This is a genomic window from Acidovorax sp., from assembly GCF_047607405.1.
Lineage (GTDB): Bacteria > Pseudomonadota > Gammaproteobacteria > Burkholderiales > Burkholderiaceae_C > Acidovorax.
The window spans coordinates 1-24,504 of sequence record NZ_JASGDA010000104.1; the positions used below are offsets into that span (position 1 = coordinate 1).

General features: G+C 68.4%; 20 protein-coding genes. 5 read left to right on the forward strand and 15 right to left on the reverse strand.

Annotated elements, in window-relative coordinates:
- Together QM569_RS12345 and corA are read left to right on the forward strand one after the other, a co-directional pair.
- A partial coding sequence (locus QM569_RS12345) for a uracil-DNA glycosylase family protein (protein ID WP_414987534.1) occupies window positions 1-557 on the forward strand: 557 nt, incomplete at its 5' end.
- Window positions 558-738: 181 nt separating this feature from the next.
- Window positions 739-1,725 carry a magnesium/cobalt transporter CorA gene (gene corA / locus QM569_RS12350; RefSeq protein WP_414987535.1) on the forward strand — a complete coding sequence of 329 codons (987 nt, stop codon included), beginning with the start codon at window positions 739-741 and terminating at the stop codon, window positions 1,723-1,725.
- A gap of 62 nt (window positions 1,726-1,787) precedes the next feature.
- Here the strand turns inward: corA and QM569_RS12355 are convergent, their stop codons facing one another.
- The 13 genes from QM569_RS12355 to QM569_RS12415 all read right to left on the reverse strand — a co-directional run bounded on the left by QM569_RS12355 (window position 1,788) and on the right by QM569_RS12415 (window position 18,776).
- A complete protein-coding gene (locus QM569_RS12355) occupies window positions 1,788-2,531 on the reverse strand; it encodes a 5'-methylthioadenosine/adenosylhomocysteine nucleosidase (protein WP_414987536.1) in 744 nt (247 codons plus the stop codon).
- Window positions 2,532-2,595: 64 nt separating this feature from the next.
- Window positions 2,596-4,209, reverse strand: coding sequence for an ABC transporter substrate-binding protein (locus QM569_RS12360; protein WP_414987537.1), 1,614 nt, complete (start codon window positions 4,207-4,209; stop codon window positions 2,596-2,598).
- Window positions 4,209-5,258, reverse strand: coding sequence for a dipeptide ABC transporter ATP-binding protein (locus QM569_RS12365; RefSeq protein ID WP_414987538.1), 1,050 nt, complete (start codon window positions 5,256-5,258; stop codon window positions 4,209-4,211). Before QM569_RS12365 ends, QM569_RS12360 begins: the two co-directional genes overlap by 1 nt.
- Window positions 5,255-6,277 carry an ABC transporter ATP-binding protein gene (locus tag QM569_RS12370; protein WP_414987539.1) on the reverse strand — a complete coding sequence of 341 codons (1,023 nt, stop codon included), beginning with the start codon at window positions 6,275-6,277 and terminating at the stop codon, window positions 5,255-5,257. Before QM569_RS12370 ends, QM569_RS12365 begins: the two co-directional genes overlap by 4 nt.
- Window positions 6,278-6,291: 14 nt before the next feature.
- A complete protein-coding gene (locus tag QM569_RS12375) occupies window positions 6,292-7,188 on the reverse strand; it encodes an ABC transporter permease subunit (protein WP_414987540.1) in 897 nt (298 codons plus the stop codon).
- Window positions 7,189-7,200: 12 nt separating this feature from the next.
- Window positions 7,201-8,208, reverse strand: a complete 1,008-nt coding sequence (locus QM569_RS12380) for an ABC transporter permease subunit (RefSeq protein WP_414987541.1) — start codon at window positions 8,206-8,208, stop codon at window positions 7,201-7,203.
- 142 nt (window positions 8,209-8,350) lie between these two features.
- Complete coding sequence (locus tag QM569_RS12385; protein ID WP_414987542.1) at window positions 8,351-9,640, reverse strand: RCC1 domain-containing protein; 1,290 nt, start codon at window positions 9,638-9,640, stop codon at window positions 8,351-8,353.
- Between the two features lie 5 nt (window positions 9,641-9,645).
- Window positions 9,646-11,325 carry a long-chain-fatty-acid--CoA ligase gene (locus QM569_RS12390; RefSeq protein WP_414987543.1) on the reverse strand — a complete coding sequence of 560 codons (1,680 nt, stop codon included), beginning with the start codon at window positions 11,323-11,325 and terminating at the stop codon, window positions 9,646-9,648.
- 33 nt (window positions 11,326-11,358) lie between these two features.
- Complete coding sequence (gene pntB / locus QM569_RS12395) at window positions 11,359-12,774, reverse strand: Re/Si-specific NAD(P)(+) transhydrogenase subunit beta (RefSeq protein WP_414987544.1); 1,416 nt, start codon at window positions 12,772-12,774, stop codon at window positions 11,359-11,361.
- Window positions 12,775-12,804: 30 nt separating this feature from the next.
- Complete coding sequence (locus QM569_RS12400) at window positions 12,805-14,409, reverse strand: Re/Si-specific NAD(P)(+) transhydrogenase subunit alpha (protein WP_414987545.1); 1,605 nt, start codon at window positions 14,407-14,409, stop codon at window positions 12,805-12,807.
- Window positions 14,410-14,688: 279 nt separating this feature from the next.
- Window positions 14,689-15,753, reverse strand: coding sequence for a class II fructose-bisphosphate aldolase (gene fba / locus QM569_RS12405; protein ID WP_414987546.1), 1,065 nt, complete (start codon window positions 15,751-15,753; stop codon window positions 14,689-14,691).
- 107 nt (window positions 15,754-15,860) lie between these two features.
- The gene (pyk, locus tag QM569_RS12410; protein ID WP_414987547.1) at window positions 15,861-17,297 is read right to left on the reverse strand and encodes a pyruvate kinase; all 1,437 of its coding nucleotides are present in this window, start codon (window positions 17,295-17,297) and stop codon (window positions 15,861-15,863) included.
- 90 nt (window positions 17,298-17,387) lie between these two features.
- The gene (locus QM569_RS12415) at window positions 17,388-18,776 is read right to left on the reverse strand and encodes an aminopeptidase P N-terminal domain-containing protein (RefSeq protein WP_414987548.1); all 1,389 of its coding nucleotides are present in this window, start codon (window positions 18,774-18,776) and stop codon (window positions 17,388-17,390) included.
- 20 nt (window positions 18,777-18,796) lie between these two features.
- On the opposite strand from QM569_RS12415, the gene QM569_RS12420 reads away from it, so the two are divergent.
- Entirely contained in the window at window positions 18,797-19,537 is a 741-nt protein-coding gene (locus tag QM569_RS12420) for a hypothetical protein (protein ID WP_414987549.1), read from the forward strand.
- Here the strand turns inward: QM569_RS12420 and QM569_RS12425 are convergent.
- Complete coding sequence (locus tag QM569_RS12425) at window positions 19,509-20,282, reverse strand: nucleotidyltransferase family protein (protein WP_414987550.1); 774 nt, start codon at window positions 20,280-20,282, stop codon at window positions 19,509-19,511. The genes QM569_RS12420 and QM569_RS12425 overlap by 29 nt on opposite strands.
- 78 nt (window positions 20,283-20,360) lie before the next feature.
- Here QM569_RS12425 and tkt point away from each other — a divergent pair, with 78 nt between their 5' ends.
- Together tkt and gap are read left to right on the forward strand one after the other, a co-directional pair.
- On the forward strand, window positions 20,361-22,397 hold the full coding sequence (tkt, locus tag QM569_RS12430; protein WP_414987551.1) for a transketolase: 2,037 nt from the start codon (window positions 20,361-20,363) through the stop codon (window positions 22,395-22,397).
- Between the two features lie 35 nt (window positions 22,398-22,432).
- Complete coding sequence (gap, locus tag QM569_RS12435) at window positions 22,433-23,431, forward strand: type I glyceraldehyde-3-phosphate dehydrogenase (RefSeq protein WP_414987552.1); 999 nt, start codon at window positions 22,433-22,435, stop codon at window positions 23,429-23,431.
- Between the two features lie 47 nt (window positions 23,432-23,478).
- Here gap and QM569_RS12440 read toward each other — a convergent pair whose 3' ends face one another.
- On the reverse strand, window positions 23,479-24,495 hold the full coding sequence (locus QM569_RS12440) for an aldo/keto reductase (protein ID WP_414987553.1): 1,017 nt from the start codon (window positions 24,493-24,495) through the stop codon (window positions 23,479-23,481).
- Window positions 24,496-24,504 lie beyond the last annotated feature (9 nt).

Genomic DNA, 24,504 nt, shown 5'->3' on the forward strand with positions numbered 1-24,504 from the left:
GGCCCGCAGCGGCCCGCGCCCCGCTGGCGCCCGCGCCCGCCCCTGCCGCGAACGAGCAACCCGCCGCCCCGTCCCTGCGGCTGCACGCCCCGCTACCGCTCTACCCCGCAGCCGACCCGGCGCAAACGCCGCCCGGCCTGGGCAGCGGCTGGCTCATCGTGGCCGAGAGTCCCACGCCCGCCGACCCGCTGGCGGGCGACGCGGGCAGGCTGCTGGACAACATGCTGCGCGCCATGCGGCTGCACCAGCACCCGCGCGTGTTCTTCGCCGCGCTGGAGCGCAGTCCCCACGGCCCCGCAGAGAACGCCCCCGATCTGGCAGCAGTCATCGCCCAGGTGCAGCCCGCCATGGTGCTGCTGCTCGGCCACCTGCCCGCCCGCGCCGCGCTGGGCCGCGCCGAGCCCCTGGGCCGCCTGCGCGCCGAGCCGCACGTTTTGCACGGCCGCCCGGCGGTCGTCACCTACGACCCGGCGGTGCTGCTGCGCCAGCAGGACAGCAAGGCAGCAGCCTGGGCCGACCTGTGCCGCGCCCTCGCCACCGTGCGCGCCGCAGGCTGACGCAGCCCCCGGCGCCGCACTGTTGCGGTGCGATAATCCGGGGCTTTCCCTCACGGAGACAAACACCTTGGAAACCTACCCCAGTTGGTAGCTTTCAGCTCCCCGGCGAGCCGCTGCGGGGGTTGAAAGCACCCCACGCACCCCGCACCGCAGACGACGCCACAGACAAGGGAGTGAGCCCATGCTCAACATCTTCACGCTCGCCAATGGCCGCTTGTTCCAGGAAGAGATCGAGTCCCTGGAAGAGCTGGCCCGCTTTCAGCCCATCTGGGTGGACCTGGAATCGCCCACGCTCGAAGAAAAGCGCTGGATCAAGCAGCACTACGGCCTGTCCATCCCCGAGGATGCGATGGACGAGGACATCGAGGAATCCGCCCGCTTCTACGAGGAAGACAACGGCGAGCTGCACATCCGCAGCGACTTTCTGATCGACGACGACGAGAAGCCCCGCTCGGTGCGCGTGGCTTTCATCCTGAACCAGCACAACACCAACCTCAAGAGCCGGGGCGTGCTGTTCTCCATCCACGACGAGGACGTGCCCGTGTTCCGCCTGCTGCGCATGCGCGCACGCCGCGCGCCGGGGCTGATCGAGGACGCCAAGGAGGTGCTGCTCAAGCTCTTCGACGCCGACGCCGAATACTCCGCCGACACGCTGGAGAATATCTACGACGAGCTGGAAGCGGTGAGCCACCAGGTGCTGGCGGGCGACGTGACCGACGCCCGCGCCAGCGAGGTGCTGTCGGCCATCGCGCGGCAGGAAGACTTGAACGGTCGCATCCGCCGCAACGTGATGGACACGCGCCGCGCCGTAAGCTTCATGATGCGCAGCAAGATGCTCAACGCCGAGCAGTTCGAGGAGGCGCGCCAGATCCTGCGCGACATCGAGTCGTTGGACAACCACACGGCGTTCCTGTTCGACAAGATCAACTTCCTGATGGACGCGACGGTCGGTTTCATCAACATCAACCAGAACAAGATCATCAAGATCTTCTCGGTGGCGAGCGTGGCGCTGCTGCCGCCGACGCTGATCGCCAGCGTGTATGGCATGAACTTCAAGTTCATGCCCGAGCTGGAGTGGCAGTACGGCTACCCGTATGTGATCGCGCTCATGGTGGCGAGCGCCGTGGGGCCGATGCTGTACTTCCGCAAACGCGGTTGGCTGAAGTAATCAATTCTTCAAGCCAAATTGGCCTCTGGCGCTTATCCAGCAAGCGCAAGCAGCTATCAAATTCATAGTTTTTGCACCAGCGCCTGCACGATCTGCGCGGTGTAGCGGCTGGCGACCGTGCGCACGAACAGCGTGAAGTCGCCGTGCGCATCGTCGTCGGCGCGGTCGGAGATGGTGCGCACCGCCGCGAACGGCAGGCCGTAGTCCAGGCAGACCTGGGCCACGGCTGCGCCTTCCATCTCTACCGCCAGCACGTCGTGGCCCGCGTTGCGCAAGGCGCTGCGCAAGTGCATGGCTTCGGCGGCGGCAGCGATGAAGCGGTCGCCGCTGGCGACCAGGCCGTGGTGTACGCCGTGCGCCGCGCATTGGGTGCCAAATTGGCCTGCAGCGCTTGTCACACAATCGTTGGCAGCTTCCAAAAGCAGAGCCGACAAGTGTGCATCGCACGCCACGAGCGTGCGGGCGTAGCCGGGCAGCTCCCAGCGCGCGAAGAGGGGCGAGGCGTCCATGTCGTGCTGCAGGTAGTCGCGCGCCACCACCACGTCGCCCACGTGTACGCCATCGCCCACGCCGCCCGCCACGCCGGTGAAGACGATGCGCGCCGCGCCAAAGCGCTCGATGGCCGCCGTGGCCGTGGTAGCAGCCGCCACCTTGCCGATGCCCGACAGCGCCAGCACCACGTCCTTGCCGCCCAGCGCGCCGCGCCAGAACGCGCGCCCGGCGTGGGCCACGCGCTGGGGCTGCTCCAGCGCGGCGAGCAGGCCCGCTTGCTCCTCGGGCAAGGCGCTGAGAATGGCGGTGGTCATATCGTCGGCCTATGGAAAAAAGCCCCGGGGGCGCCGGGGCTTGGTGAGACAAAAGCGTTGTCGGTTACTTGATGTCCACACCGTAGAAGTTGTGGCGGCCAAAGGGGCTGAGCTTGAAGTCCACCACTTCCTTGCGCACGGGCTTGAGCTGCACGGCGTGGGCGATGGTGAACCAGGGCGCCTGCTCCTTGAAGATGACCTGGGCCTTCTGGTACAGCGCGGTGCGCTCGGCCTGGCTGGTGGCGGTCTTGGCCTTGACCACCAGGTCTTCATACGGCTGGTGGCAGAACTTGGCGACGTTGCTGCCGCTGTTGGACTGGGCCGAGGCACAGCCCAGCAGGGTGTAGAGGAAGTTGTCCGGGTCGCCGTTGTCGCCCGTCCAGCCCAGCATGCCCATCTGGTGCTCGCCCTCCTGCATGCGCTTGCGGTACTCGCCCCACTCGAAGGACTTGATCTCGGCCTTGACGCCGATCTTGGCCAGGTCGGCCTGCATCAGCTCGGCGATGCGCTTGGCGTTGGGGTTGTAGGGGCGCTGCACGGGCATGGCCCACAGGTCGGTGGTCAGGCCGTTGGGGTAGCCCGCCTCGGCCAGCAGCTTCTTGGCAGCGGCGGGGTCGAAGGGGTCGTCCTTCACGGCGTCGTTGTACGACCACATGGTGGGCGGGATGGGGTTCTTGGCGGCGACCCCGGTGCTCAGATAGACGCCGTCGATGATGGCCTTCTTGTCGATCGCCATGCTGATGGCCTTGCGCACGCGCACGTCGTCGAACGGCTTCTTGGTGGTGTTGAAGGCCAGGTAGCCCACGTTCAGGCCGGGCTGCTCCAGCACGGTGACGTTGGGGTCCTTGCGGATGGCGTCCAAATCAGCCGGGTTGGGGTAGGGCATGACATGGCATTCACCCTTTTGCAGCTTGGCCCAGCGCACCGAGGCGTCAGGCGTGATGGCATAGACCAGGTCGTCCAGCTTGGCCTTGCCGCCCCAGTACGCAGGGAACGCCTTGTAGCGGATGACGGCGTCCTTCTGGTACTGCACCAGGTAGAAGGGGCCGGTGCCGATGGGGTCCTGGTCGATCTTCTCGGGCGTGCCCGCTTTCAGCATCGCGTCGGCGTATTCCTTGGACTGGATGGCCGCGTAGGGCATGGCCAGGTTGGCCAGGAACGGCGCCTCGGGCTTGTTCAGCGTGATCTTGACGGTGTGGTCGTTCACCTTGACCACCGAGACGAGCAGCTTGGGCATGCCCATGTCGTTGAAGTACGAGTGGTTGGGGCTGGTGACCTTGAAGTAGGGGTTGTCTTCCTTCCACTGGCGCTCGAAGGCGAACAGCACGTCGTCGGCGTTGAAGTCGCGCGTGGGCTTGAAGCTCTTGCTGGTGTTGTGCCACTTCACGCCCTTGCGCAGGTGGAAGGTGTATTCCTTGCCGTCGGCGGAGATGTCCCAGCGCTCGGCCAGGCCGGGCACGACCTTGGTGCCGCCGCGCTCGAACTCGACCAGGCGGTTGTAGATGGGCTCGTTGCCGTCGAACGAGGTGCCGGTGGTGTTCACGCCGGGGTAGAAGTTCTCCGGGCTGCCCTCGGAGCAATAGACGAGCGTCTTGGCCGAGACGCTGCCAGCGGCCAGCAGCACGGGCAGGGCCAGGGCGGCCAGGGCGAATCGCTTGCGCGACGGGGTGGTTTTCATCACAGACTCCTCATCTTCAGGTTGAAAAGCGGCTGCCGGGTTGCCGACGCCAAAAAATCTTCCGCATGGTGGCAGGCCACCCGCCGTTCGTCCAGCAGGCGCTGCACGGGCCGCTCGGCGCGGCAGCGGTCGGTGACGTGGGCGCAGCGCGTGGAGAACACGCAGCCCGGCGGCGGGTTGAGCGGCGAGGGCAGCTCGCCCTTGAGCACGATGCGCTCGCGCGGCGCGGCGCCGCCCGTCACCAGGCCGGGCGTGGATGCCAGCAGGGCCTGCGTGTAGGGGTGCAGCGGCTGCGCGAAGATCCTGTCCTTCGGCCCCTGCTCCACCGCATGGCCCAGGTACATCACCAGCACGTCGTGCGCGATGTGGCGCACCACGGCCAGGTCGTGCGAGATGAACAGGTAGGCCAGCCCCAGCTGCGCCTGCAGGTCGGCCAGCAGGTTCAGCACCTGGGCCTGGATGGACACGTCGAGCGCGGACACGGGCTCGTCCGCCACCACGAGCTTAGGCGCCAGCATGAGCGCCCGCGCGATGGCGATGCGCTGGCGCTGGCCGCCGGAGAACATGTGCGGGTAGCGGTCGGCGTACTCGGGCCGCAGGCCCACGCGGGACAGCATGGCGCGGGCGCGTTCGGCCCGCTCGGCCTTGCCGAGGCGGGTGTTGATGGCGAGCGGGTCTTCCAGCGCGGCGCTGATCTTCTTGCGCGGGTTCAGCGAGCCGTAGGGGTTCTGGAACACCAGTTGCACGGTCTTGCGCAGTTGCTGCCGCTGCTGGGCGCCCGCGTGCGTCACGTCGGTGCCGTCCAGCGTCAGGCGGCCTGCGGCGGGCGTCTCGATCAGCGACACCATGCGCGCCAGCGTGGACTTGCCGCAGCCCGATTCGCCCACCACGGCCAGCGTGCGCCCCGCGCGCACGGTGAAGGACACGCCGCCCACGGCCTGCAACTGCGCGGGCGCGCTCAGCATGCCGCGGCGGATGGTATAGACCTGCCGCAAGTCCTGGGCCTCGACCACCACGTCGCCTTGCTGGGTTGGTTGTTGTTCGCTCATGCCGCCATCTCCAGCGCCAGGCGGCCATCGGCCTCGATGCGCGCCTGCCGGTCGGCCTCGCCCAGCGGGTAGTGGCAGCGCACCTGGGCGTCGCCGGGCACGGTGCGCAGCTCGGGCCGCTGCGCCTGGCAGCGCGCCGTGGCGTAAGCGCAGCGCGGCGTGAACAGGCAGCCCGCGGGCCGGTCGTACAGGCCGGGCACCACGCCGGGGATGGTGGACAAGCGCCCATCCGCCCCCGCCTGCTCGGGCATGGCGGCCAGCAGGGCCTCGGTGTAGGGGTGGCGCGGCGCGGCGAACAGGCCCGCCACGGCGCTCTGCTCCGCCACCTGGCCCGCGTACATCACGGCCACGCGCTGCGCCATCTCCTGCACCACGCCCATGTTGTGCGTGATGAGCACCAGCGCCATGCCGCGCTCTTTTTGCAGGTTGCGCAGCAGGTCGAGGATCTGCGCCTGGATGGTCACGTCCAGCGCCGTGGTGGGTTCGTCCGCGATCAGCAGGCGCGGGTTGCAGGCGATCGCCATGGCGATCATCACGCGCTGGTTCATGCCGCCGGACATCTGGTGCGGGTAGTCGTTCAGCCGCGAGCTGGCGGCGGGAATGCCCACCTGCTCCAGCAGCTCGGTGGCGCGCTTCTTGGCGGCGGCCTTGTCGAGCTTCAGGTGCAGGCGCAGCACTTCCATGAGCTGGAAGCCGATGGTGAAGCAGGGGTTCAGGCTGGTGGTCGGGTCCTGAAAGATCATCGCCACGTCCTTGCCCACCAGGCCGCGCCGCTGGCGGTCGGACAAGCCCAGCAGGTCGTGGCCCGCGAAGCGCAGCCGGTCGGCCCGCACCCGGCCTGGGTAGCCGATGAGGCCCATCAGCGCCATCATGGTGACGCTCTTGCCCGAGCCGGATTCACCCACGATGCCCAGCACCTCGCCTTCATCCAGGCGCAGGCTGAGGCCGTCCACGGCGTGCATCACGGCCCCCTGGGTGGGGAACTCTACGTGCAGGTTGTCGATTTCAAGCAATGCCATCGTGTGTACCCCGTTCACCGCTTCAGCTTGGGGTCGAGCGCGTCGCGCAGGCCGTCGCCCAGCAAGTTGAATGCCAGCACCGCCACCACGATCATCAGGCCCGGCAGGGTGACGACCCACCAGGCGCGCATGACGAACTCGCGCGCGTCGGCCAGCATGGTGCCCCACTCGGGCGATGGCGGCTGCGCGCCCAGGCCCAGAAAGCCCAGCGCCGCCGCGTCCAGGATGGCCGAGGACACGCCCAGCGACGCCTGCACGATGAGCGGCGCGGCGCAGTTGGGCAGCACCTCGCTGAACATCAGCCGCAGCGTGCCCGCGCCGCTGATGCGCGCCGCCGTCACGTAGTCCTTGGACACCTCGCTGATGACCGCCGCGCGCGTGATGCGCACGTAGTGCGGCAGCACCACCACGGCCACCGCCAGCATGGCGTTGACGAGGCCGGGGCCGAGGATGGCGACGATCACGATCGCCAGCAGCAGGCTGGGCAGCGTGAGGATGATGTCCATCACGCGCATGATGGCGATCTCCAGCACGCCCCGGTAGAAGCCCGCGACCAGCCCCAGCGCCACGCCCACGATGAGCGCCAGCACCACCACCGCCACGCCGATGGACAGCGACAGCCGCGCGCCATGGATCAGCCGCGAGAGGATGTCGCGCCCGATGGCGTCGGTGCCCAGCAGGTAGGTGGTGGAGCCGCCCGCTTGCCAGAACGGGGGCTTCAAGAAGGCGGCGCTGTTGGTCTGGTCGGGCGAGTGCGGCGCGACGAACGGCGCGAACAGGGCCAGCAGCAGCAGCGCACACACCACGGCGAGGCCGAACACCGCGCCCTTGTTGGCAGAGAAAGCGCGCCAGAACTCGCGCAGCGGGCCGGGGGGCGTGGGGGCCGTGGTGCTCACGGTGGTCGTATTCATGGAATCCATCCGTCAATGCTTGCGCACGCGCGGGTTGATGACGCCGTAGGCCACGTCCACCAGCAGGTTGACCACCATCACCACCACGCCCAGCAGCAGCATGCCGCCTTGCAGCACGGGGTAGTCGCGCCGGTTGATGGCCTCGATGAGCCACTTGCCCACGCCGGGCCAGGAGAAGATGGTTTCGGTCAGGATGGCGCCGGTGAACAGCACGCCCACCTGCAACCCGATGACGGTGACGACGGGGATGAGCGCATTGCGCAGCGCGTGCAGCGCCACCACGCGAAAGCCCGACAGGCCCTTGGCGCGCGCCGTGCGGATGTAGTCCTCGCCCAGCACTTCCAGCATGGCCGAGCGCGTCATGCGCGCCACCACGGCCAGCGGGTTGGTGCCGAGCACGATGGCGGGCAAGATCAGGTGCTTGAGCGCGGAGAAGAAGGCGTCCGTCTCGCCCGCCATCAGCGCGTCGAGCAGCAAAAAGCCCGTGACCGGCTCCACGTAGTGCATCACGTCCATGCGCCCCGACACGGGCGTGAGCCCGAGCTGCACCGAGAAGAACATGATGAGCAGCAGCCCCCACCAGAAGATGGGCATGGAGTAGCCGGTCAGCGAGATGGTCATCACCCCGTGGTCGAACCACGAGTTGCGCTTGACCGCCGCGATGATGCCCGCCGGAATGCCCAGCAGCAGCGCGAACGCGATGGCGCACAGGGCCAGCTCGATGGTGGCGGGGAACAGCGCCAGGAACTCGTCGAGCACCGGCACCTGGGTGATGAGGGACTTGCCCAGGTCGCCCTGCAGCACGCGGCCGATGTAGATGCCGTATTGCGTGAGCACGGGCTTGTCCAGCCCGTACTCCGCCAGCAGGGCCGCGTGGCGCGCGGCGTCGATGCCCCGCTCGCCCGCCATGTTCTGGATGGGGTCGCCCGGCACCAGACGGATCAAAAAAAACGCCAGCAAGGTCATCCCGAAAAACGTGGGGATGAGCAAGCTGACGCGCGTAAAGAGAAAGCGCAGCATGGGGCTGGATGATGCCGCAAATCCGAAGGCTCCCCGACTAAGGGTTTACGGCAGCGACCCGGCCCCAGGGCTTCAAGCCTTTTTGGCCTCTAGCGCTTGCTGGAAAAGCGCCAGCAGCTATCAAAAACAGAGTATCAGGCGGTCATCCCGCGGTGCAGACCGCCAGCGAGGAATGGCCCGCCGCCGCCAGCGCGTGCACGGGGTGCGGCAGCGCGGCAATGGGCGTCCAGCCGCGCAGCAGGTCGGCGTCGGTTTCGCCCTGGCCCAGCGCGCCGCTGGCGACGCGGCCAAAGCCATGCGCCGCGCCCGCGCCATCGACCGCGAAGCCGTGGTGATCGCCCAGGTAGAAGTCCGTGAAGCGGTCGAGGTCCGGCTGGCGCTGCGGCGCGCGCGGCGGTTCGTCCGGGCTGTCGGGGCGCATGCCGCGCAGGCCCTGCCCGCAGGCGAGGGTCGATCCATCTTCCAGCCGATAGACCGCGAGTCCCGGGCCCGTCCACAGGCCGCGCACGGGTCCGGGCAGCCCGGCCACGGGCACGGGGGCCGGCACGCGCCAGGTGTTCTTGCGGGGGGCCTCGAAGCCCACGCCGCTCTCGGCGGAGCCCCAGCCGAAGACCCGGCCATCTTCCAGCACGGCCAGCGCCGCATCGGCCAGGGCGTGGACCGAGCGGACCGGCCCCAGGCCTTCCACGGGCGCGGGCACCGGGTCCACGCGCCGCTTGCCTTGCCCTAAAGCGCCCTCGTACCCATTGCCCCAGGACCACAGCACACCCTGCGCATCCAGCGCGTAGATGGCATCGCCTTCCGGGTGCGCCGCGATGGCGCGCACGGGCGGCAGGCCAGCCACGCGCACGGGCGTGGGCACCGGCTCGGGCATGGCGAAGCCCTTGGGCAAAGGGATTCCCATGCGGCCGCCAGCGCCCCAGGCCCAGACGCCGCCGTCCGCGTCCAGCGCGAAGCCGTTGTCCTTGCTGATCGCCAGTTGCACCACTGGCGGCAAGCCCGCGACGAGGCCAGGGGTGCAGACGCCTTCCATCACCGGCGCGGGCGATACCTGCACCGGGATGCTGCCCAGCAGGGCCTGGAGTTCTTCATCAAAGGCTTCGTCTTCACCGCCTGGCTCGGCGGCATCGGGCGGGTTGCCCAGCGGGTCGAGGTTGCGGTGCCCCATGTCGCGCAGCACGGTGGGCAGCCAGTACGGCTTTTCATCGGCCGGGCGGCCCCGGCCCAGCAGACCGCCGGTGTTCCAGCCCCAGCTCCAGACGCGCCCCTGGCCGTCCAGCGCCAGCACGGCGGATGCGTTGGCGCACACGGCGCGCACGGGCGGCAGCCCGGGCACGGGCCGCGGGGCGGGCTGGTCGAAGCCGGGGCCCGCGCCCAGGTGGCCGAGGTGGTTGGCACCCCAGGCCCACAGCATGCCGGGCCGTGCCACCATGGCCGTCACTTCTTGTCGCGCAGCTCGCGGCGCAGGATCTTGCCCACGGGCGTCTTGGGCAGCTCGGTGCGGAACTCGATCACGCGGGGCTGCTTGTAGCCCGTGAGTTCGGCGCGGCAGAACTCCTTGACCTGGGCCTCGGTGAGCGCGGGGTCCTTCTTCACGATGACGAGCTTCACGGCCTCGCCGGTCTTCTCGTCGGGCACGCCCACCACCGCGCATTCGAGCACGCCGGGCAGCTTGGCGACCACGTCCTCGACCTCGTTCGGATAGACGTTGAAGCCGCTGACCAGCACCATGTCCTTCTTGCGGTCCACGACCTTGAAGTAGCCGCGCTCGTCCATCACGCCGATGTCGCCGGACTTGAAGTAGCCGTCCTCGGTCATGACCTTGGCGGTCTCGTCGGGGCGCTGCCAGTAGCCCGCCATCACCTGCGGGCCCTTGATGGCGATCTCGCCGGGCTGGCCGAAGGCCGTGACCTCGCGGCCGTCGTCGTCCAGCAGCTTCATCCAGGTGCTGGGCAGGGGCACGCCGATGGTGCCGGTGAATTCCTTGCCCGTCACCGGGTTGCAGCTTGCCGACGGGCTGGTCTCCGACAGGCCGTAGCCCTCGCAGATCGGGCAGCCGGTCTTCTCCAGCCAGAGCTTGGCGACGGCGCCCTGCACGGCCATGCCGCCGCCCACGGCGACCTTGAGGTTCTTCCAGTTGACGGTGTTGAAGTCGGGGTGGTTGGCGAGGCCGTTGAACAGCGTGTTCACGGCCGGGAAACTGTGGAAGGTGTGCTTGGACAGCTCCTTGAGCACGGCGGGCAGGTCGCGCGGGTTGGGGATCAGGATGGTCTTGCCGCCCGTGCGCATGCTCAGCATCATGTTCACGGTGAACGCGAAGATGTGGTACAGCGGCAGCGCGCACACGGCCGTGGGCTGCTCGCCGGCGGGCACCTGTTTCATCACAGGGTCGTTCCAGGCCTCGGACTGCAGCACGTTGGCGATCACGTTGCGGTGCAGCAGCACGGCGCCCTTGCTCACGCCCGTGGTGCCGCCGGTGTATTGCAGCAGCGCGATGTCGTCGGGCTTGATGTCGGGCTTCTTGAACGCGCCGCGCGTGCCCTTGGCGACCGCGTCGTTGAAGCGCACGGCGCCCGGCAGGTTGTAGGCGGGCACCATCTTCTTGACGTTGCGCACCACGTAGTTGACGAGCGCGCCCTTGAGCAGCCCAAGCTGGTCGCCCATGGAGCACAGCACCACGTGCTTGACGGGCGTGCTGGCGATGCACTGCTCCAGCGTGGTGGCGAAGTTCTCGATGATGACGATGGCCTTGGCGCCGGAGTCCTTGAGCTGGTGCTCCAGCTCGCGCGCCGTGTACAGCGGGTTCACGTTGACCACCACGAAGCCCGCGCGCAGGATGGCCGCCACTGCGACGGGGTACTGCGGCACGTTGGGCATCATCACCGCCACACGGTCGCCCTTGGCCAGGCCCAAGCCCTGCAGGTAGGCCGCGAACGCGCTGGAGAGCGAATCGGTCTCGGCATAGGTGATGTCCTTGCCCATGAAGCTGTAGGCGGTGCGGCTGGCGTACTTCGTGAACGCCTCGTCCATGAGGGCCACGAGGGACGGGTACTGCGAGGGGTCGATGTCGGCGGGCACGCCCTGCGGGTAGCTCTTGAGCCAGATGCGGTCGTTCATTTACTTCAGTCTCCTGGTGTTATCAAAAAATCGTCAAGCCTTGAGCGCGGCGAGCACTTCGTCGAGCATCTTCTTGGCGTCGCCGAACAGCATGCGGTTGTTGTCCTTGTAGAACAGCGGGTTGTCCACGCCCGCATAGCCCGAGGCCATGGAGCGCTTCATCACGATGCTGGTCTTGGCCTTCCACACTTCGAGCACCGGCATGCCCGCGATGGGGCTTTCGGGGTCGTCCTGCGCCGCAGGGTTCACGATGTCGTTGGCGCCGATGACGATGGCCACGTCGGTGTCGGGGAAGTCCTCGTTGATCTCGTCCATCTCCATCACGATGTCGTAGGGCACCTTGGCCTCGGCCAGCAGCACGTTCATGTGGCCGGGCATGCGGCCCGCCACGGGGTGGATGGCGAAGCGCACCTCGACGCCCTTGTCGCGCAGGGTCTTGGTGATCTCGTTGACCGTGTGCTGGGCCTGGGCCACTGCCATGCCGTAGCCCGGCACGATGATCACGCTCTTGGATTCGCGCAGCATCTCGGCTGTCTCGGTGGCGCTGACGGGCACCACCTCGCCCTGCGGCGCGGCGGCAGCATCACCCTTCTTGGCCGGAGCGCCCGCGCCCGAGCCGAAGCCGCCCGCGATCACGCTGATGAAGTTGCGGTTCATCGCGTTGCACATGATGTACGACAGGATCGCGCCCGACGAGCCCACCAGCGCGCCGGTGACGATCAGCAGGTCGTTGGAGAGCATGAAGCCCGTGGCGGCGGCCGCCCAGCCCGAGTAGCTGTTGAGCATGGACACGACCACCGGCATGTCGGCGCCGCCGATGGCCATCACCATGTGGATGCCGAACAGCAGCGCGATGACGGTCATCACGACCAGCGGCAGCATGCCGTCGGCGACGGTTTCCGCGCGCAGGAACTCGCGCCCGAACCAGATCACGACCAGCAGCGCGACGAGGTTGAGCCAGTGGCGACCGGGCAGCAGCAGCGGCTTGCCGCCGATCTTGCCGTTGAGCTTGCCGAAGGCGATGAGCGAGCCGCTGAACGTGACGGCGCCGATCAGGATGCCGACGTAGATCTCCACCTCGTGGATGAGCTTCTCGGCGCCCTGCAGTTGGATCGACGTATCGACGTAGCTGGCAAAACCCACCAGGCAGGCCGCCAGGCCCACCAGGCTGTGCATGAGCGCGACCAGCTCGGGCATCTGCGTCATCTTCACGACCTTGGCCGCGTACAGGCCGATGCCGCCGCCGATCACCAGCGCGCCGACGATCCAGGCGATGCCGGTGCTGCCCACGCGCGGGCCGAACACCGTGGCCAGCACGGCCAGCGCCATGCCGATCATGCCGAACAGGTTGCCCCGGCGCGAGGTCTCGGGGTTGGAGAGCCCGCCCAGGCTCAGGATGAAAAGGATGGCGGCGCCGAGATAGGCCACCGTTGCAAGGCTTTGGGACATGTTCCGTTCTCCTCGTTATCGTTTATTTATTTACTTGCGGAACATGGCCAGCATGCGGCGCGTGACGGCGAAGCCGCCGAACATGTTGATGGCCGTGAGCACGATGGCGGCAAAGGCCAGCCACAGGATCAGCCCGTCGGGCCTGCCATTCAGCCCCGCTTCGGGCGGCGCGATCTGCACCAGCGCGCCGATGGCGATGATGCTGGAGATGGCGTTGGTCACGCTCATCAGCGGCGTGTGCAGCGCGGGGGTGACGTTCCACACCACCATGTAGCCGATGAAGCAGGCGAGCACGAACACCGTGAAGTGGCCCAGGAAGGCTGCGGGCGCGAAGGCGCCGATGAACCAGAAGGCCACGGCCGCGACGGCGAAGATGATGGCCAGCGTCTTGGCGGGCAGCGGGCCCGTGCTGCCATGGCCGTGGCCGCCCTTCTTCTGCTCCACGGGCGCGGCGGCGGCCTTGGGCGCAGGCGCCGGAGCCTGCTTGAGCGGCGGCGCGGGCCAGGTGATGGCGCCGTCCTTGACCACGGTCAGGCCCCGGATGGCGTCGTCTTCCATGTTGACCACGGCCACGCCGTCCTTGGTCTTGCACAGTTCTTCCGTCAGGCGCAGCAGGTTGGTGGCGTACAGGGTCGAGGACTGCTTGGCCAGGCGCGAGGCCAGGTCGGTGTAGCCGATGATGGTCACGCCATGGCGCACCACGGCCTCGCCGGGCACGGTCAGCTCGCAGTTGCCGCCCTGCTCGGCGGCCATGTCCACGATCACGCTGCCGGGCTTCATGCTCTGCACCATCTCGGCGGTGATGAGCTTGGGTGCGGGTTTGCCGGGGATCAGCGCGGTGGTGATGATGATGTCCGCGTCCTTGGCCTGCTCGGCGTACATCTTGCGCTGCGCGGCCTGGAAGCCCTCGCTCATCACCTTGGCGTAACCGCCGCCGCCCGAGCCGTCTTCCTCGTAGTCCACCTTGACGAACTCGCCGCCCAGCGACTTGACCTGGTCGGCCACCTCGGCGCGCGTGTCGTTGGCGCGCACGATGGCGCCCAGGTTGGCCGCCGTGCCGATGGCCGCGAGGCCCGCCACGCCCGCACCGGCGATGAATACCTTGGCCGGAGGCACCTTGCCCGCCGCCGTGATCTGGCCGTTGAAGTAGCGGCCAAAGGCATTGGCCGCCTCGATGACGGCGCGGTAGCCCGAGACGCCCGCCGTGGACGTGAGCGCATCCATCTTCTGCGCGCGGGAGAGCGTGCGCGGCAGGCAGTCGATGGCGAGCACCGTGGCCTTCTTGGCCGCGAGCTGCTCCATCAACCCGGGGTTCTGCGCGGGCCAGACGAAGCCGACCAACGTGCCGCCTTCGCGCATCAGCGCCACCTCGTCGCTGCTCGGCGGGCGCACCTTGAGCACGATGTCCGATCCGGCCCAGAGCTGCGCTGCGCCTTCGACGATCTCGGCCCCGGCGGCGCGGTACGCGTCATCGCTGAAGTTGGCGGCATCTCCCGCACCGGACTCCACGGCGACCGTGAAGCCCAGCTTGACCAGTTTCTCCACCACGTCGGGCACGGTGGCGACACGCTTTTCCAGCGGGAAGGTTTCCCTGGGCACGCCGATGCGCTGCGGGGGGGGGCTTATCGTCTGCATGAAAGGTCTCCTCGAAGTGTCGTGATCTTTTGCAAGGCTTGCCGTCGGCTCCATCCGGAGCCGCGCCGCTGTCTTTCTTGGCGGAGCAAGCGTCCGCAGCGCGGCGGGCCTGTAGGAGTCGTCGGTGAACTTGTCGGCGCTTAAAACTGACCGCAAGCTTACATGAAGAATTTCACACACCGCCCGCTTTCCGGGGCCTGTAGGGGGAACTCCCCAGCCCCGGCGAGGCCACCCGCAAAAAAGCCCGGCGGGGCCGGGCTCGGGCGGGTGGGCGCTGCCTCAGTTCACCACCTGGGCGAGCGCGCCGGAGGCGTATAGCCGGGCCACTTCGTCCAGGCTGCGGCCCTTGATCTTGGCACCCTGGCCTTCGCAGCCGAACTCCAGGTAGCGCTGCTTGCACACGGCCTTGGCGGCCTCGCGGGCGGGCTTGAGCCATTCGCGCGCGTCGAACTTGTCGGGGTTCTCGGCCAGGAACTTGCGCACGGCGCCGGTCATGGCCAGGCGGATGTCGGTGTCGATGTTGATCTTGCGCACGCCGTGCTTGATGGCTTCCTGGATTTCCTCGACCGGCACGCCGTAGGTTTCCTTCATCTTGCCGCCGTACTGGTTGATGATCGCCAACAGCTCGGCGGGCACGGACGAGGAGCCGTGCATCACCAGGTGGGTGTTGGGGATGCGCTGGTGGATTTCCTTCACGCGGCTGATCGCCAGGATGTCCCCCGTGGGCTTGCGGCTGAACTTGTAGGCGCCGTGGCTGGTGCCGATGGCAATCGCCAGCGCGTCGAGCTGCGTGGCCTTGACGAAGACGGCGGCTTCCTCGGGGTCGGTGAGCATCTGGCTGTGGTCGAGCTTGCCCGCCGCGCCAATGCCGTCCTCCTCGCCCGCATCGCCGGTCTCCAGGTTGCCCAGGCAGCCCAGTTCGCCCTCGACGGTGACGCCCACCTTGTGCGCCATCTCCACCACGCGGCGCGTCACGTCCACGTTGTAGTCGAAGCTCGACGGCGTCTTGCCGTCCTCCATCAGCGAGCCGTCCATCATCACCGAGCCGAAGCCCAGGTTGATGGCGCCCTCGCACACCTTGGGGCTGGTGCCGTGGTCCTGGTGCATGACCAGCGGGATGTGCGGGAAGGCTTCGCAGGCCGCCTGGATCAGGTGCTTGATGAAGGGCTCGCCCGCGTACTTGCGCGCCCCCGCGCTGGCCTGCAGGATGACCGGCGCGCCCACCTCGTCGGCGGCGGCCATCACGGCCTGGACCTGCTCCAGGTTGTTGACGTTGAAGGCGGGAATGCCGTAGCTGTTGGCGGCGGCGTGGTCGAGCAGTTCGCGCATCGAGACGAGGGGCATGGCGTGTATCCGTTCTGGTGGGGAAGGTGCGGGGAAATCGCGGCGGTAACCGCTTGGTAACCCGCAATTTTAACCAGCCATGCCCATGAATCCTCTGCACGCCCCGTTCAGCCCGCCACGCAAATCTTGAGCATGTTGGTGCCCCCCGGCGCTCCCATGGGCTCGCCGCAGGTGATGGCGTACACGTCGCCCTTCTGCACGATGTTGCGGGTCTTGAGGTGGCCCTCGGCCTGCGTGAGGGCCGTGTCGCGGTCGGCGCTGGTGTCCATGAGCAGGGGGCGCACGTTGCGGTACATCGCCATCTTGCGCTGCGTGGCGACCTTGGGGGTCAGCGCGTAGATGGGGATGCGGATGCTGTGGCGGCTCATCCACAGCGCCGTGGCGCCGCTGTCGGTCATCGCCACGATGGCCTTGGCGCCCAGGTGGTGCGCCGTGAACAGCGCGCCCATGGCGATGGACTGGTCGATGCGGCCGAAGGTCTGGCCCGTGAAGTCGGCGTCCAGGTGGTGGTCCTCGGCGGCCTCGGCGGCGGCGCAGATGGTCGCCATTTCTTCCACCGTCTCCAGCGGGTACTTGCCCGCCGCCGTCTCGGCGCTCAGCATCACCGCGTCCGTGCCGTCCAGCACGGCGTTCGCCACGTCGCTGACCTCGGCGCGCGTGGGCACGGGGTTGGTGATCATGCTCTCCATCATCTGCGTGGCGGTGATGACCACCTTGTCCAGCTCGCGCGCCATGCGGATCATCTTCTTCTGCAGCGCGGGCACGGCCGCGTTGCCCACTTCCACGGCCAGGTCGCCGCGCGCGACCATGATGCCGTCGCTCACGCGCAGGATGGATTCGAGGTGCGGGATGGCCTCGGCCCGCTCTATTTTTGCGATCAGCCCCGGCCGGTGGCGGAACTCCGACGCCGCCACGTTGCACAACTGGCGCGCCATCTCCATGTCGGTCGCGTTCTTGGGAAAGCTCACCGCCACGTAGTCGGCCTGGAAGCTCATCGCCGTGCGGATGTCTTCCATGTCCTTGGCGGTGAGCGCGGGCGCGGTCAGGCCGCCGCCCTTCTTGTTGATGCCCTTGTTGTTGGACAGCTCGCCACCCACCTTCACCGTGGTGTGCACGGCCTCGCCGCGCACGGCGTCCACCGTGAGCACGATGAGGCCGTCGTTGAGCAGCAGCACGTCGCCCGCTTTCACGTCGCGCGGCAGCTCCTTGTAGTCCAGGCCCACGCCCTGCAGGTCGCCCGGCTCGGTGCGCGAGGCGTCCAGCACGAACTGCGCGCCCGGCTCCAGCCACACCTTGCCTTCGGCGAACTTGCCGACGCGGATCTTCGGCCCCTGCAGGTCGGCCATGATCGCCACCTCGCGCCCGGCCCGCTGGGCGGCGGCGCGCACGGTGGCGGCGCGGTCGATGTGGTCCTGCGCCTTGCCGTGGCTGAAGTTCAGCCGCACCACGTTGACCCCGGCCCGGATCATGGCCTCCAGCAGCGCCGGGTCGCTCGATGCGGGGCCCAGGGTGGCGACGATCTTGGTGGCGCGGCGTGGCGGCATGGCTTGTCTCTCTTTCTGCTTTCGGTGGATGTAATCGAATTTCAATTCTCACAGAAAGCGGTTACCAGCAGGTTACCGGGCGCAGGCCACTCAGCGCATCAACGCCTCGATCTCGTCGGCCTGCACGGGCACGCCGCGCGTGATGAGTTCGCAGCCGGTGTCGGTGACGATGGCGTCGTCCTCAATGCGGATGCCGATGTGGTGGAACGCCTCGGGCACGCCCGGCGCGGGGCGCACGTAGATGCCGGGCTCGATGGTGAGCACCATGCCGGGCCGCAGGATGCGGCTGGGGCGGTTGGTGATGGTCTCGCCCGACAGCGGGTCGCGCCGCTCGCTGGTCTGGCCGACTTCGGTGGGCTCGACGTAGCTGCCGCAGTCGTGTACGTCCATGCCCAGCCAGTGGCCGGTGCGGTGCATGTAGAACTGGAAGTAGGCGCGGCTGTCGATCACGTCCTGCACCGTGCCCACCTTGTTCCTGTCGAGCAGGCCCAGGTCCAGCATGCCCTGGGCGAGCACGGCCACAGTGGCGTCGTGCGGGTCGTTGAAGCGCGCACCGGCCTTGGTGGCGGCGACGGCGGCGTCCTGGCTGGCCAGCACCAGGTCGTACAGGGCGCGCTGGGGGCCGGTGAATTGGCCGTTGGCCGGGAAGGTGCGGGTGATGTCGCTGGCGTAGCCGTCCAGCTCGCAGCCCGCGTCGATCAGCACCAGCTCGCCCGCGCGCACGGGGGCGGCGTCGGCGCGGTAGTGCAGCACGCAGGCGTTGGCCCCGGCGGCGACGATGGAGCCGTAGGCCGGGTACTGCGAACCGGCCTCGCGGAAGGCGTGCAGCAGCTCGGCGTCCAGGTGGTATTCGTACACGTCCTGGCCCGCGCGCAGCATGCGGGCGCTGCGCTGCATGGCGCGGATGTGGGCCTGGGCGCTGATGGCGCTGGCGCGGCGCATCACGTCCTGCTCGTGCGCGTCTTTGATCAGGCGCATTTCGTCGAGCGGCGTACACAGGTCGTTCTGCACGGCGGGGCACAGCGCGCCGTAGCGCACGCGGGCGCGCACGGCGTTCAGCCAGCCGTCCACGCGGGCGGCCAGGCCGGCGTGGGTGGCGAAGGGGTACCAGACGCTCGCGCGGTTCTCCAGCAGGCGGGGCAGTTGTGCATCGAGCGTGACGGACGAGTGCGCGGCCTGCACACCCAGCGCGCTAACGGCGGCCTCGGGGCCGAGGCGGTAGCCGTCCCAGATCTCGCGCTCCAGGTCCTTGGGCTGGCAGAACAGCGTGGCCGCGCCCTCGGCCGTGAGCACCAGGCAGGCGCCGGGCTCGGTGAAGCCCGTCAGGTAGTAGAAGTAGCTGTCGTGCCGGTACAGAAAGTCGCTGTCGCGGTTGCGCTGGCGCTCCGGCGCGGTGGGGATGATGGCGATGCCGCCTTCACCCAGTTGGGCGGCAAGGCGGGCGCGGCGTTGGGCGTAGAGGGGCTGGTGTGGGATCATCCGCGCATTGTGGAGCATGCATGCCTGTCTTTCTTTCGTCTTTGCTGCATTTCATCTGGACGGCCCTCATCCCGCTGACCGGCCTGGTGCTGACGGCGCTGCTGGTGCTCTATGCGCTGTACGTCCGCGCCTTCCGCGCGCCGCAAAAGTGGCTGCTGGCCCCGCGCGCGCTGCAGGCGCTGTGCGGCGTGGCGGGCGTGGGCATGGCGCTGCTGCTGCTCAACCTGTACCTGGACCACAGCGCCCACCAGGCGCGGCAGGACGGCGCCGTGGTGCGCGCCGGGCGCGAGCGCTTCGTGCTGCCGCGCGACTACCAGTACGGCGAACTGCTCATCCCCCAGGGCAGCCTGATCAACCGCAAGGACCCGTTCGACAAGGGCGAGCCTGACCGCCCACTGGCGCTGCACGGACTGGAAGCGGTGCGCTTCGCGCAGCCGGTGGAGGTCGCGGGCGTGTGGGCCAGCGCGATGCAGACGGTGCCCGCGCGCGTGGAGCTGGCGCGCGACCAGTCCGTGGGCCCGGTGTATCGCTTCAACAGCGCCAGCCAGGCCTGGGAGCTGCACAAGCTGGTGCCCGCGCTGGCGTGCAAGAAGGGCCAGATCGCCGTCTTTCAGGTGCCGCACATTCCCTACGACGTGCAGGCCGAGCTGGGCAAGCCCGCGCCCGATGGGCCACAGGCGCGCTTTCTGCCCAGCCAGTGGATGTTGCGCAACTGCGAGAACGGCCCGCCGATCAGCGTGGAGCCTGCGGCGCCGCGTTGAGCTGGGCCAGGCGCTCGGGCGTGCCCACGTCCGTCCAGCGGCCCGTGTAGAGCTGCGCGGTGACGCGGCCCGCATCCATCGCGGCGCGCAGCAGCGGCGCGAGCGGCGCGGCCACGCCCTGCGGATTGCCGGGCGGTATGCCGCACCACGGCGGCGCGAACAGCGCGGCGCGCAGCAGCGCGATGGTGCTGTAGGTGTAGCGCGGCGCGGGGTCGCTCGCAGGCAGGTTCAGCGCCAGACCGTCCGCCGACAGGCCGAAGTCGCCGCGCGGGTGGTGCGCCGGGTTGGGCACCAGCCACAGGTGGGCCAGGTGGCCGCTGGCGGCGAAAGCTTGCGCGGCGGCGGGGTCGAACGTGAAGTCGGGCGCAAACACGTCGCCTGCCGCGAGCCAGAACACGTCGCCCAACTGCGGCAGGGCACGGGCGATGCCACCCGCCGTCTCCAGCGCGCGGCCAAAGTCTTCACCCTCATGCGAGTATGAAATTGATAGCTGCCTGTGCTTATCCAATAAGGGCTGGAGGCCAAAATGGCTTGAAATCTGCTCACCCAACCAGGCGGTGTTGATGACCCCGCGCGCCACGCCCGCCTGCTGCAAGGCGCGCAAATGCCACTCCAGCAGCGGGCGGCCCTGCACGGGCAGCAGCGGCTTGGGGCAGGTATCGGTCAGCGGGCGCATGCGCTCACCGCGCCCGGCGGCGAGCAGCATGGCGGGGGGCTGGGCGGCGGCGGGGTGCGGTGCTTGCATGGCCCGGACTGTAGCGCGCACCACCCCGGTAAAATCCGGGGTTTCCCTCCCCACAGCCCCTTTTCTCGGAACCGCCCCATGGCCGACTCTCAACAAATGGCGAATGCGATCCGCGCACTCGCAATGGATGCCGTTCAACAAGCCAATTCCGGCCACCCCGGCGCGCCCATGGGCATGGCCGACATGGCCGTGGGGCTGTGGGGCCGCCACCTCAAGCACAACCCCGCCAACCCGCAGTGGGCCGACCGCGACCGCTTCGTGCTCTCCAACGGCCACGGCTCGATGCTGCTGTACGCACTGCTGCACCTCACGGGCTACGACCTGCCGATGGGCGAGCTGAAGAACTTCCGCCAGTTGCACAGCAAGACGGCGGGCCACCCCGAGGCGGGCATCACCCCCGGCGTGGAGACGACCACCGGCCCGCTGGGCCAGGGCATTACCAACGCCGTGGGCTTTGCGCTGGCCGAGAAGCTGCTGGCGAGCGAGTTCAACCGCGACGGCTATTGCCTAGTGGACCACCACACCTACGTCTTCCTGGGCGACGGCTGCCTGATGGAAGGCATCAGCCACGAGGCCGTGGCGCTGGCGGGCGCGTGGAAGCTGAACAAGCTGATCGCGCTGTATGACGACAACGGCATCAGCATCGACGGGGCAGTAGCGCCCTGGTTCATCGACAACACCGCCCTGCGCTTCGTGGCCTGCGGCTGGAACGTGATCGGCCCCATCGACGGCCACGACGCCGACAAGGTGGCCGCCGCCGTGGCCGAGGCCAAGCAGCAGGCCGACCGCCCCACGCTGATCATCTGCAAGACGCACATCGGCAAGGGCAGCCCCAACCGCGCCAACACGGCCAAGGCCCACGGCGAGCCGCTGGGCGCCGACGAGATCGCCCTGACGCGCAGCGCGCTGGGCTGGACGAGCGAGCCCTTCGCCATTCCGCAGGACGTGTACGCCGCCTGGGACGCCAAGGCCGCGGGCCGGACCGCCGAGGCCGCGTGGAACGAGCGCTTTGCCGCCTATGCCGCCGCCTACCCCGAGCAGGCGGCCGAGTTCAAGCGCCGCATGGCGGGCGACCTGCCCAAGCACTTTGCGCAGGTGGCCGTGGACACGGTGGTGGGCGCGCACACCAAGGCCGAGACGGTGGCGAGCCGCAAGGCCAGCCAGATCGCACTGGAAGCCTTTACCGCCGCGCTGCCCGAGCTGCTGGGCGGCAGCGCCGATTTGACCGGATCGAACCTGACCAACACCAAGAGTACGCCCGCGCTGCGCTTCGACCTGGTGGGCCACGTGGTCAAGAACGAGGCTGGCCAGGGTGGCCGCCACATCAACTACGGCGTGCGCGAGTTCGGCATGGCCGCCATCATGAACGGCATTGCGCTGCATGGCGGCTTCATCCCCTACGGCGGCACCTTCCTGACCTTCAGCGACTACAGCCGCAACGCGATCCGCATGGCGGCGCTGATGAAGCAGCGCGTGATCCACGTGTTCACGCACGACTCCATCGGCCTGGGTGAAGACGGGCCCACGCACCAGAGCATCGAGCACGCGGCCAGCCTGCGCCTGATCCCCAACCTGGACGTGTGGCGGCCCGCCGATACCGCCGAGACGGCGGTGGCCTGGAGCGTGGCCCTGTCCAACCGCGACAAGCCCACGGCGCTGCTGCTGTCGCGCCAGAACCTGCCCTATGCGCCCAAGAAGGACCTGGGCGACATCTCGCGCGGCGCCTACGTGCTCTCCGAGCCCGCCGACATCGGCCTGAAGAAGAAGGCCCAGGCCGTGATCATCGCCACGGGCTCCGAGGTGCAGCTGGCCCTGGCCGCGCAGAAGCTGCTGGCCGAGCGCAAGCTTGCCGTGCGCGTGGTCTCCATGCCCAGCACCACCACCTTCGACCGCGAGGACGTGAAGTACAAGAAGGCCGTGCTGCCCGCCAGCCTGCCGCGCATCGCCGTGGAAATGGGCGCGACGGACGGCTGGTGGAAATACGGCGTGGCCGCCGTCGTGGGCATCGACACCTATGGCGAATCGGCCCCGGCGCCCGTGCTGTTCAAGCACTTCGGCTTCACGCCCGAGAACGTGGCCGCGACGGTGCAGGCCGTGCTCAAGCGCAGCAAGTAACAACAAGCATTCATCAACCTTTGGAGATTCAAGCTATGACGATCAAGATTGGCATCAACGGCTTCGGCCGCATCGGCCGCAACGTGCTGCGCTCCGCCATCCAGAACTTCAGCGACATCGAGGTCGTGGGCATCAACGACCTGCTGGAGCCCGACTACCTGGCCTACATGCTGCAATACGACAGCGTGCATGGCCGCTTTGACGGCACCGTGGCCGTGGAAGGCAGCACGCTGATCGTCAACGGCAAGAAGATCCGGCTGACGCAGGAGCGCGACCCCGCCAACCTGAAGTGGAGCGAGGTGGGCGCGGACGTGGTGATCGAGTCCACCGGCCTGTTCCTGGACAAGGCCAGCGCGCAGAAGCACATCGACGCGGGCGCGAAAAAGGTCATCCTGTCGGCTCCCAGCAAAGACGACACGCCCATGTTCGTGTTCGGCGTGAACCACGGCACGTACAAGGGCGAGGCCATCATCTCCAACGCATCCTGCACCACCAACTGCCTGGCGCCCGTCGCCAAGGTGCTGCATGACAAGTGGGGCATCAAGCGCGGCTTGATGACCACGGTACACGCGGCCACCGCCACGCAGAAGACGGTGGACGGCCCGAGCAACAAGGACTGGCGCGGCGGCCGCGGCATCCTGGAGAACATCATCCCCAGCAGCACGGGCGCGGCCAAGGCCGTGGGCGTGGTGATTCCGTCGCTGAACAAGAAGCTCACGGGCATGTCGTTCCGCGTGCCGACCAGCGACGTGTCGGTGGTGGACCTGACGGTGGAGCTGGACAAGCCCGCCACCTACGACGAGATCAAGGCCGAGATGAAGGCCCAGTCCGAAGGCGCGCTCAAGGGCGTGCTGGGCTACACCGAGGACAAGGTGGTGGCGACGGACTTCCGTGGCGACACCCGCACGTCCATCTTCGACGCCGACGCGGGCATCGCGCTGGACGGCACCTTCGTCAAGGTCGTGAGCTGGTACGACAACGAGTGGGGCTACTCGAACAAGTGTCTGGAAATGGTGCGCGTGGTTTCCAAGTAAGAGGGGCCGTTGAGCCTCCACGCGCCCCCGCAAGGCCGCGCCGCCACCTAGGCCGCGCGGCCTTCGTACGTCTCGGTATCCACTTCGCTCGTGCTTTGCGCGTTGTAGCGCTCGCCGGTCACGGTGCGTTCGTTGATCAGCGCGTCGAGCCGTTCCATCAGCGCAGCGTCCAGCCGCACGTCGATGGCGCCCAGGTCTTCGCGCAGGTGCTCCACGCTCGTCGTGCCGGGAATGGGAATGATGTGCTCGCCCCGGTGCAGCAACCAGGCCAGCGCCAGTTGCGCGGGGGTGCAGCCCGCGTCGCGCGCGATGGCGCGGTAGCCGTCCAACAGGCGCAGGTTGGCGGCATAGGCATCCGGCGCGAAGCGCGGCATGGTGCGGCGGATGTCCTTTTCGTGCAAGGTGCCCACGTCCGTGAGTTCGCCGCACAGGAAGCCCCGCGCCACGGGGCTGAAGGCGACAAAGGCCGTGCCCAGTTCACGGCAGGCGTCGAGCACCGCGATCTCGGGGTTGCGCGTCCACAGCGAATACTCGGTCTGTACCGCCGCGATGGGATGCACGGCGTGCGCGCGGCGCAGCGTGGCGGCGGACACTTCGGACAGGCCGATGCTGCGAATCTTGCCCGCGCGCACCAGGTCGGCCAGCGCGCCCACGCTGTCCTCGATGGGCACGCGCTTGTCCCAGCGGTGCAGGTAGTACAGGTCGATCACGTCGGTCTGCAGGCGGCGCAGGCTGTCCTCGCAGGTGGCGCGCAGCGTGGCGGGGCGACCGTCGATCACGCGCACCGGCTTGCCGTCGCCGTTCACGTCCACGCCCTGCATGCCGCATTTGCTGGCGAGGGTGAAGCGGCTGCGGTGGGGCTTCAGCACGCGGCCCACCAGGGTTTCGTTGGCGCCGAAGCCGTAGAGCGCGGCGGTGTCGAACAGCGTCACGCCCGCATCGAGCGCGGCGAGCAGCACGCGCTCGCCCTGTTCCGGGGATACCGGCTCGCCGTAGGCGTGGCTGAGGTTCATGCAGCCGAGGCCAATGGCCGAGACGGTGAAGGGGCCGAGCGATCGAATCATGCCGTGATT

What these genes read in the sequence shown, in the direction of transcription:
- fba (WP_414987546.1), bottom strand. Translation starts at nt 15,753, where the DNA reads ATGCCCCTCGTCTCGATGCGCGAACTGCTCGACCACGCCGCCGCCAAC.
- corA (WP_414987535.1), top strand. Translation starts at nt 739, where the DNA reads ATGCTCAACATCTTCACGCTCGCCAATGGCCGCTTGTTCCAGGAAGAG.
- QM569_RS12360 (WP_414987537.1), bottom strand. Translation starts at nt 4,209, where the DNA reads ATGAAAACCACCCCGTCGCGCAAGCGATTCGCCCTGGCCGCCCTGGCC.
- tkt (WP_414987551.1), top strand. Translation starts at nt 20,361, where the DNA reads ATGGCCGACTCTCAACAAATGGCGAATGCGATCCGCGCACTCGCAATG.
- QM569_RS12365 (WP_414987538.1), bottom strand. Translation starts at nt 5,258, where the DNA reads ATGAGCGAACAACAACCAACCCAGCAAGGCGACGTGGTGGTCGAGGCC.
- QM569_RS12420 (WP_414987549.1), top strand. Translation starts at nt 18,797, where the DNA reads ATGCCTGTCTTTCTTTCGTCTTTGCTGCATTTCATCTGGACGGCCCTC.
- QM569_RS12415 (WP_414987548.1), bottom strand. Translation starts at nt 18,776, where the DNA reads ATGATCCCACACCAGCCCCTCTACGCCCAACGCCGCGCCCGCCTTGCC.
- pntB (WP_414987544.1), bottom strand. Translation starts at nt 12,774, where the DNA reads ATGTCCCAAAGCCTTGCAACGGTGGCCTATCTCGGCGCCGCCATCCTT.
- QM569_RS12440 (WP_414987553.1), bottom strand. Translation starts at nt 24,495, where the DNA reads ATGATTCGATCGCTCGGCCCCTTCACCGTCTCGGCCATTGGCCTCGGC.
- QM569_RS12425 (WP_414987550.1), bottom strand. Translation starts at nt 20,282, where the DNA reads ATGCAAGCACCGCACCCCGCCGCCGCCCAGCCCCCCGCCATGCTGCTC.
- gap (WP_414987552.1), top strand. Translation starts at nt 22,433, where the DNA reads ATGACGATCAAGATTGGCATCAACGGCTTCGGCCGCATCGGCCGCAAC.
- QM569_RS12370 (WP_414987539.1), bottom strand. Translation starts at nt 6,277, where the DNA reads ATGGCATTGCTTGAAATCGACAACCTGCACGTAGAGTTCCCCACCCAG.
- QM569_RS12385 (WP_414987542.1), bottom strand. Translation starts at nt 9,640, where the DNA reads ATGGTGGCACGGCCCGGCATGCTGTGGGCCTGGGGTGCCAACCACCTC.
- QM569_RS12390 (WP_414987543.1), bottom strand. Translation starts at nt 11,325, where the DNA reads ATGAACGACCGCATCTGGCTCAAGAGCTACCCGCAGGGCGTGCCCGCC.
- pyk (WP_414987547.1), bottom strand. Translation starts at nt 17,297, where the DNA reads ATGCCGCCACGCCGCGCCACCAAGATCGTCGCCACCCTGGGCCCCGCA.
- QM569_RS12400 (WP_414987545.1), bottom strand. Translation starts at nt 14,409, where the DNA reads ATGCAGACGATAAGCCCCCCCCCGCAGCGCATCGGCGTGCCCAGGGAA.
- QM569_RS12375 (WP_414987540.1), bottom strand. Translation starts at nt 7,188, where the DNA reads ATGAATACGACCACCGTGAGCACCACGGCCCCCACGCCCCCCGGCCCG.
- QM569_RS12355 (WP_414987536.1), bottom strand. Translation starts at nt 2,531, where the DNA reads ATGACCACCGCCATTCTCAGCGCCTTGCCCGAGGAGCAAGCGGGCCTG.
- QM569_RS12380 (WP_414987541.1), bottom strand. Translation starts at nt 8,208, where the DNA reads ATGCTGCGCTTTCTCTTTACGCGCGTCAGCTTGCTCATCCCCACGTTT.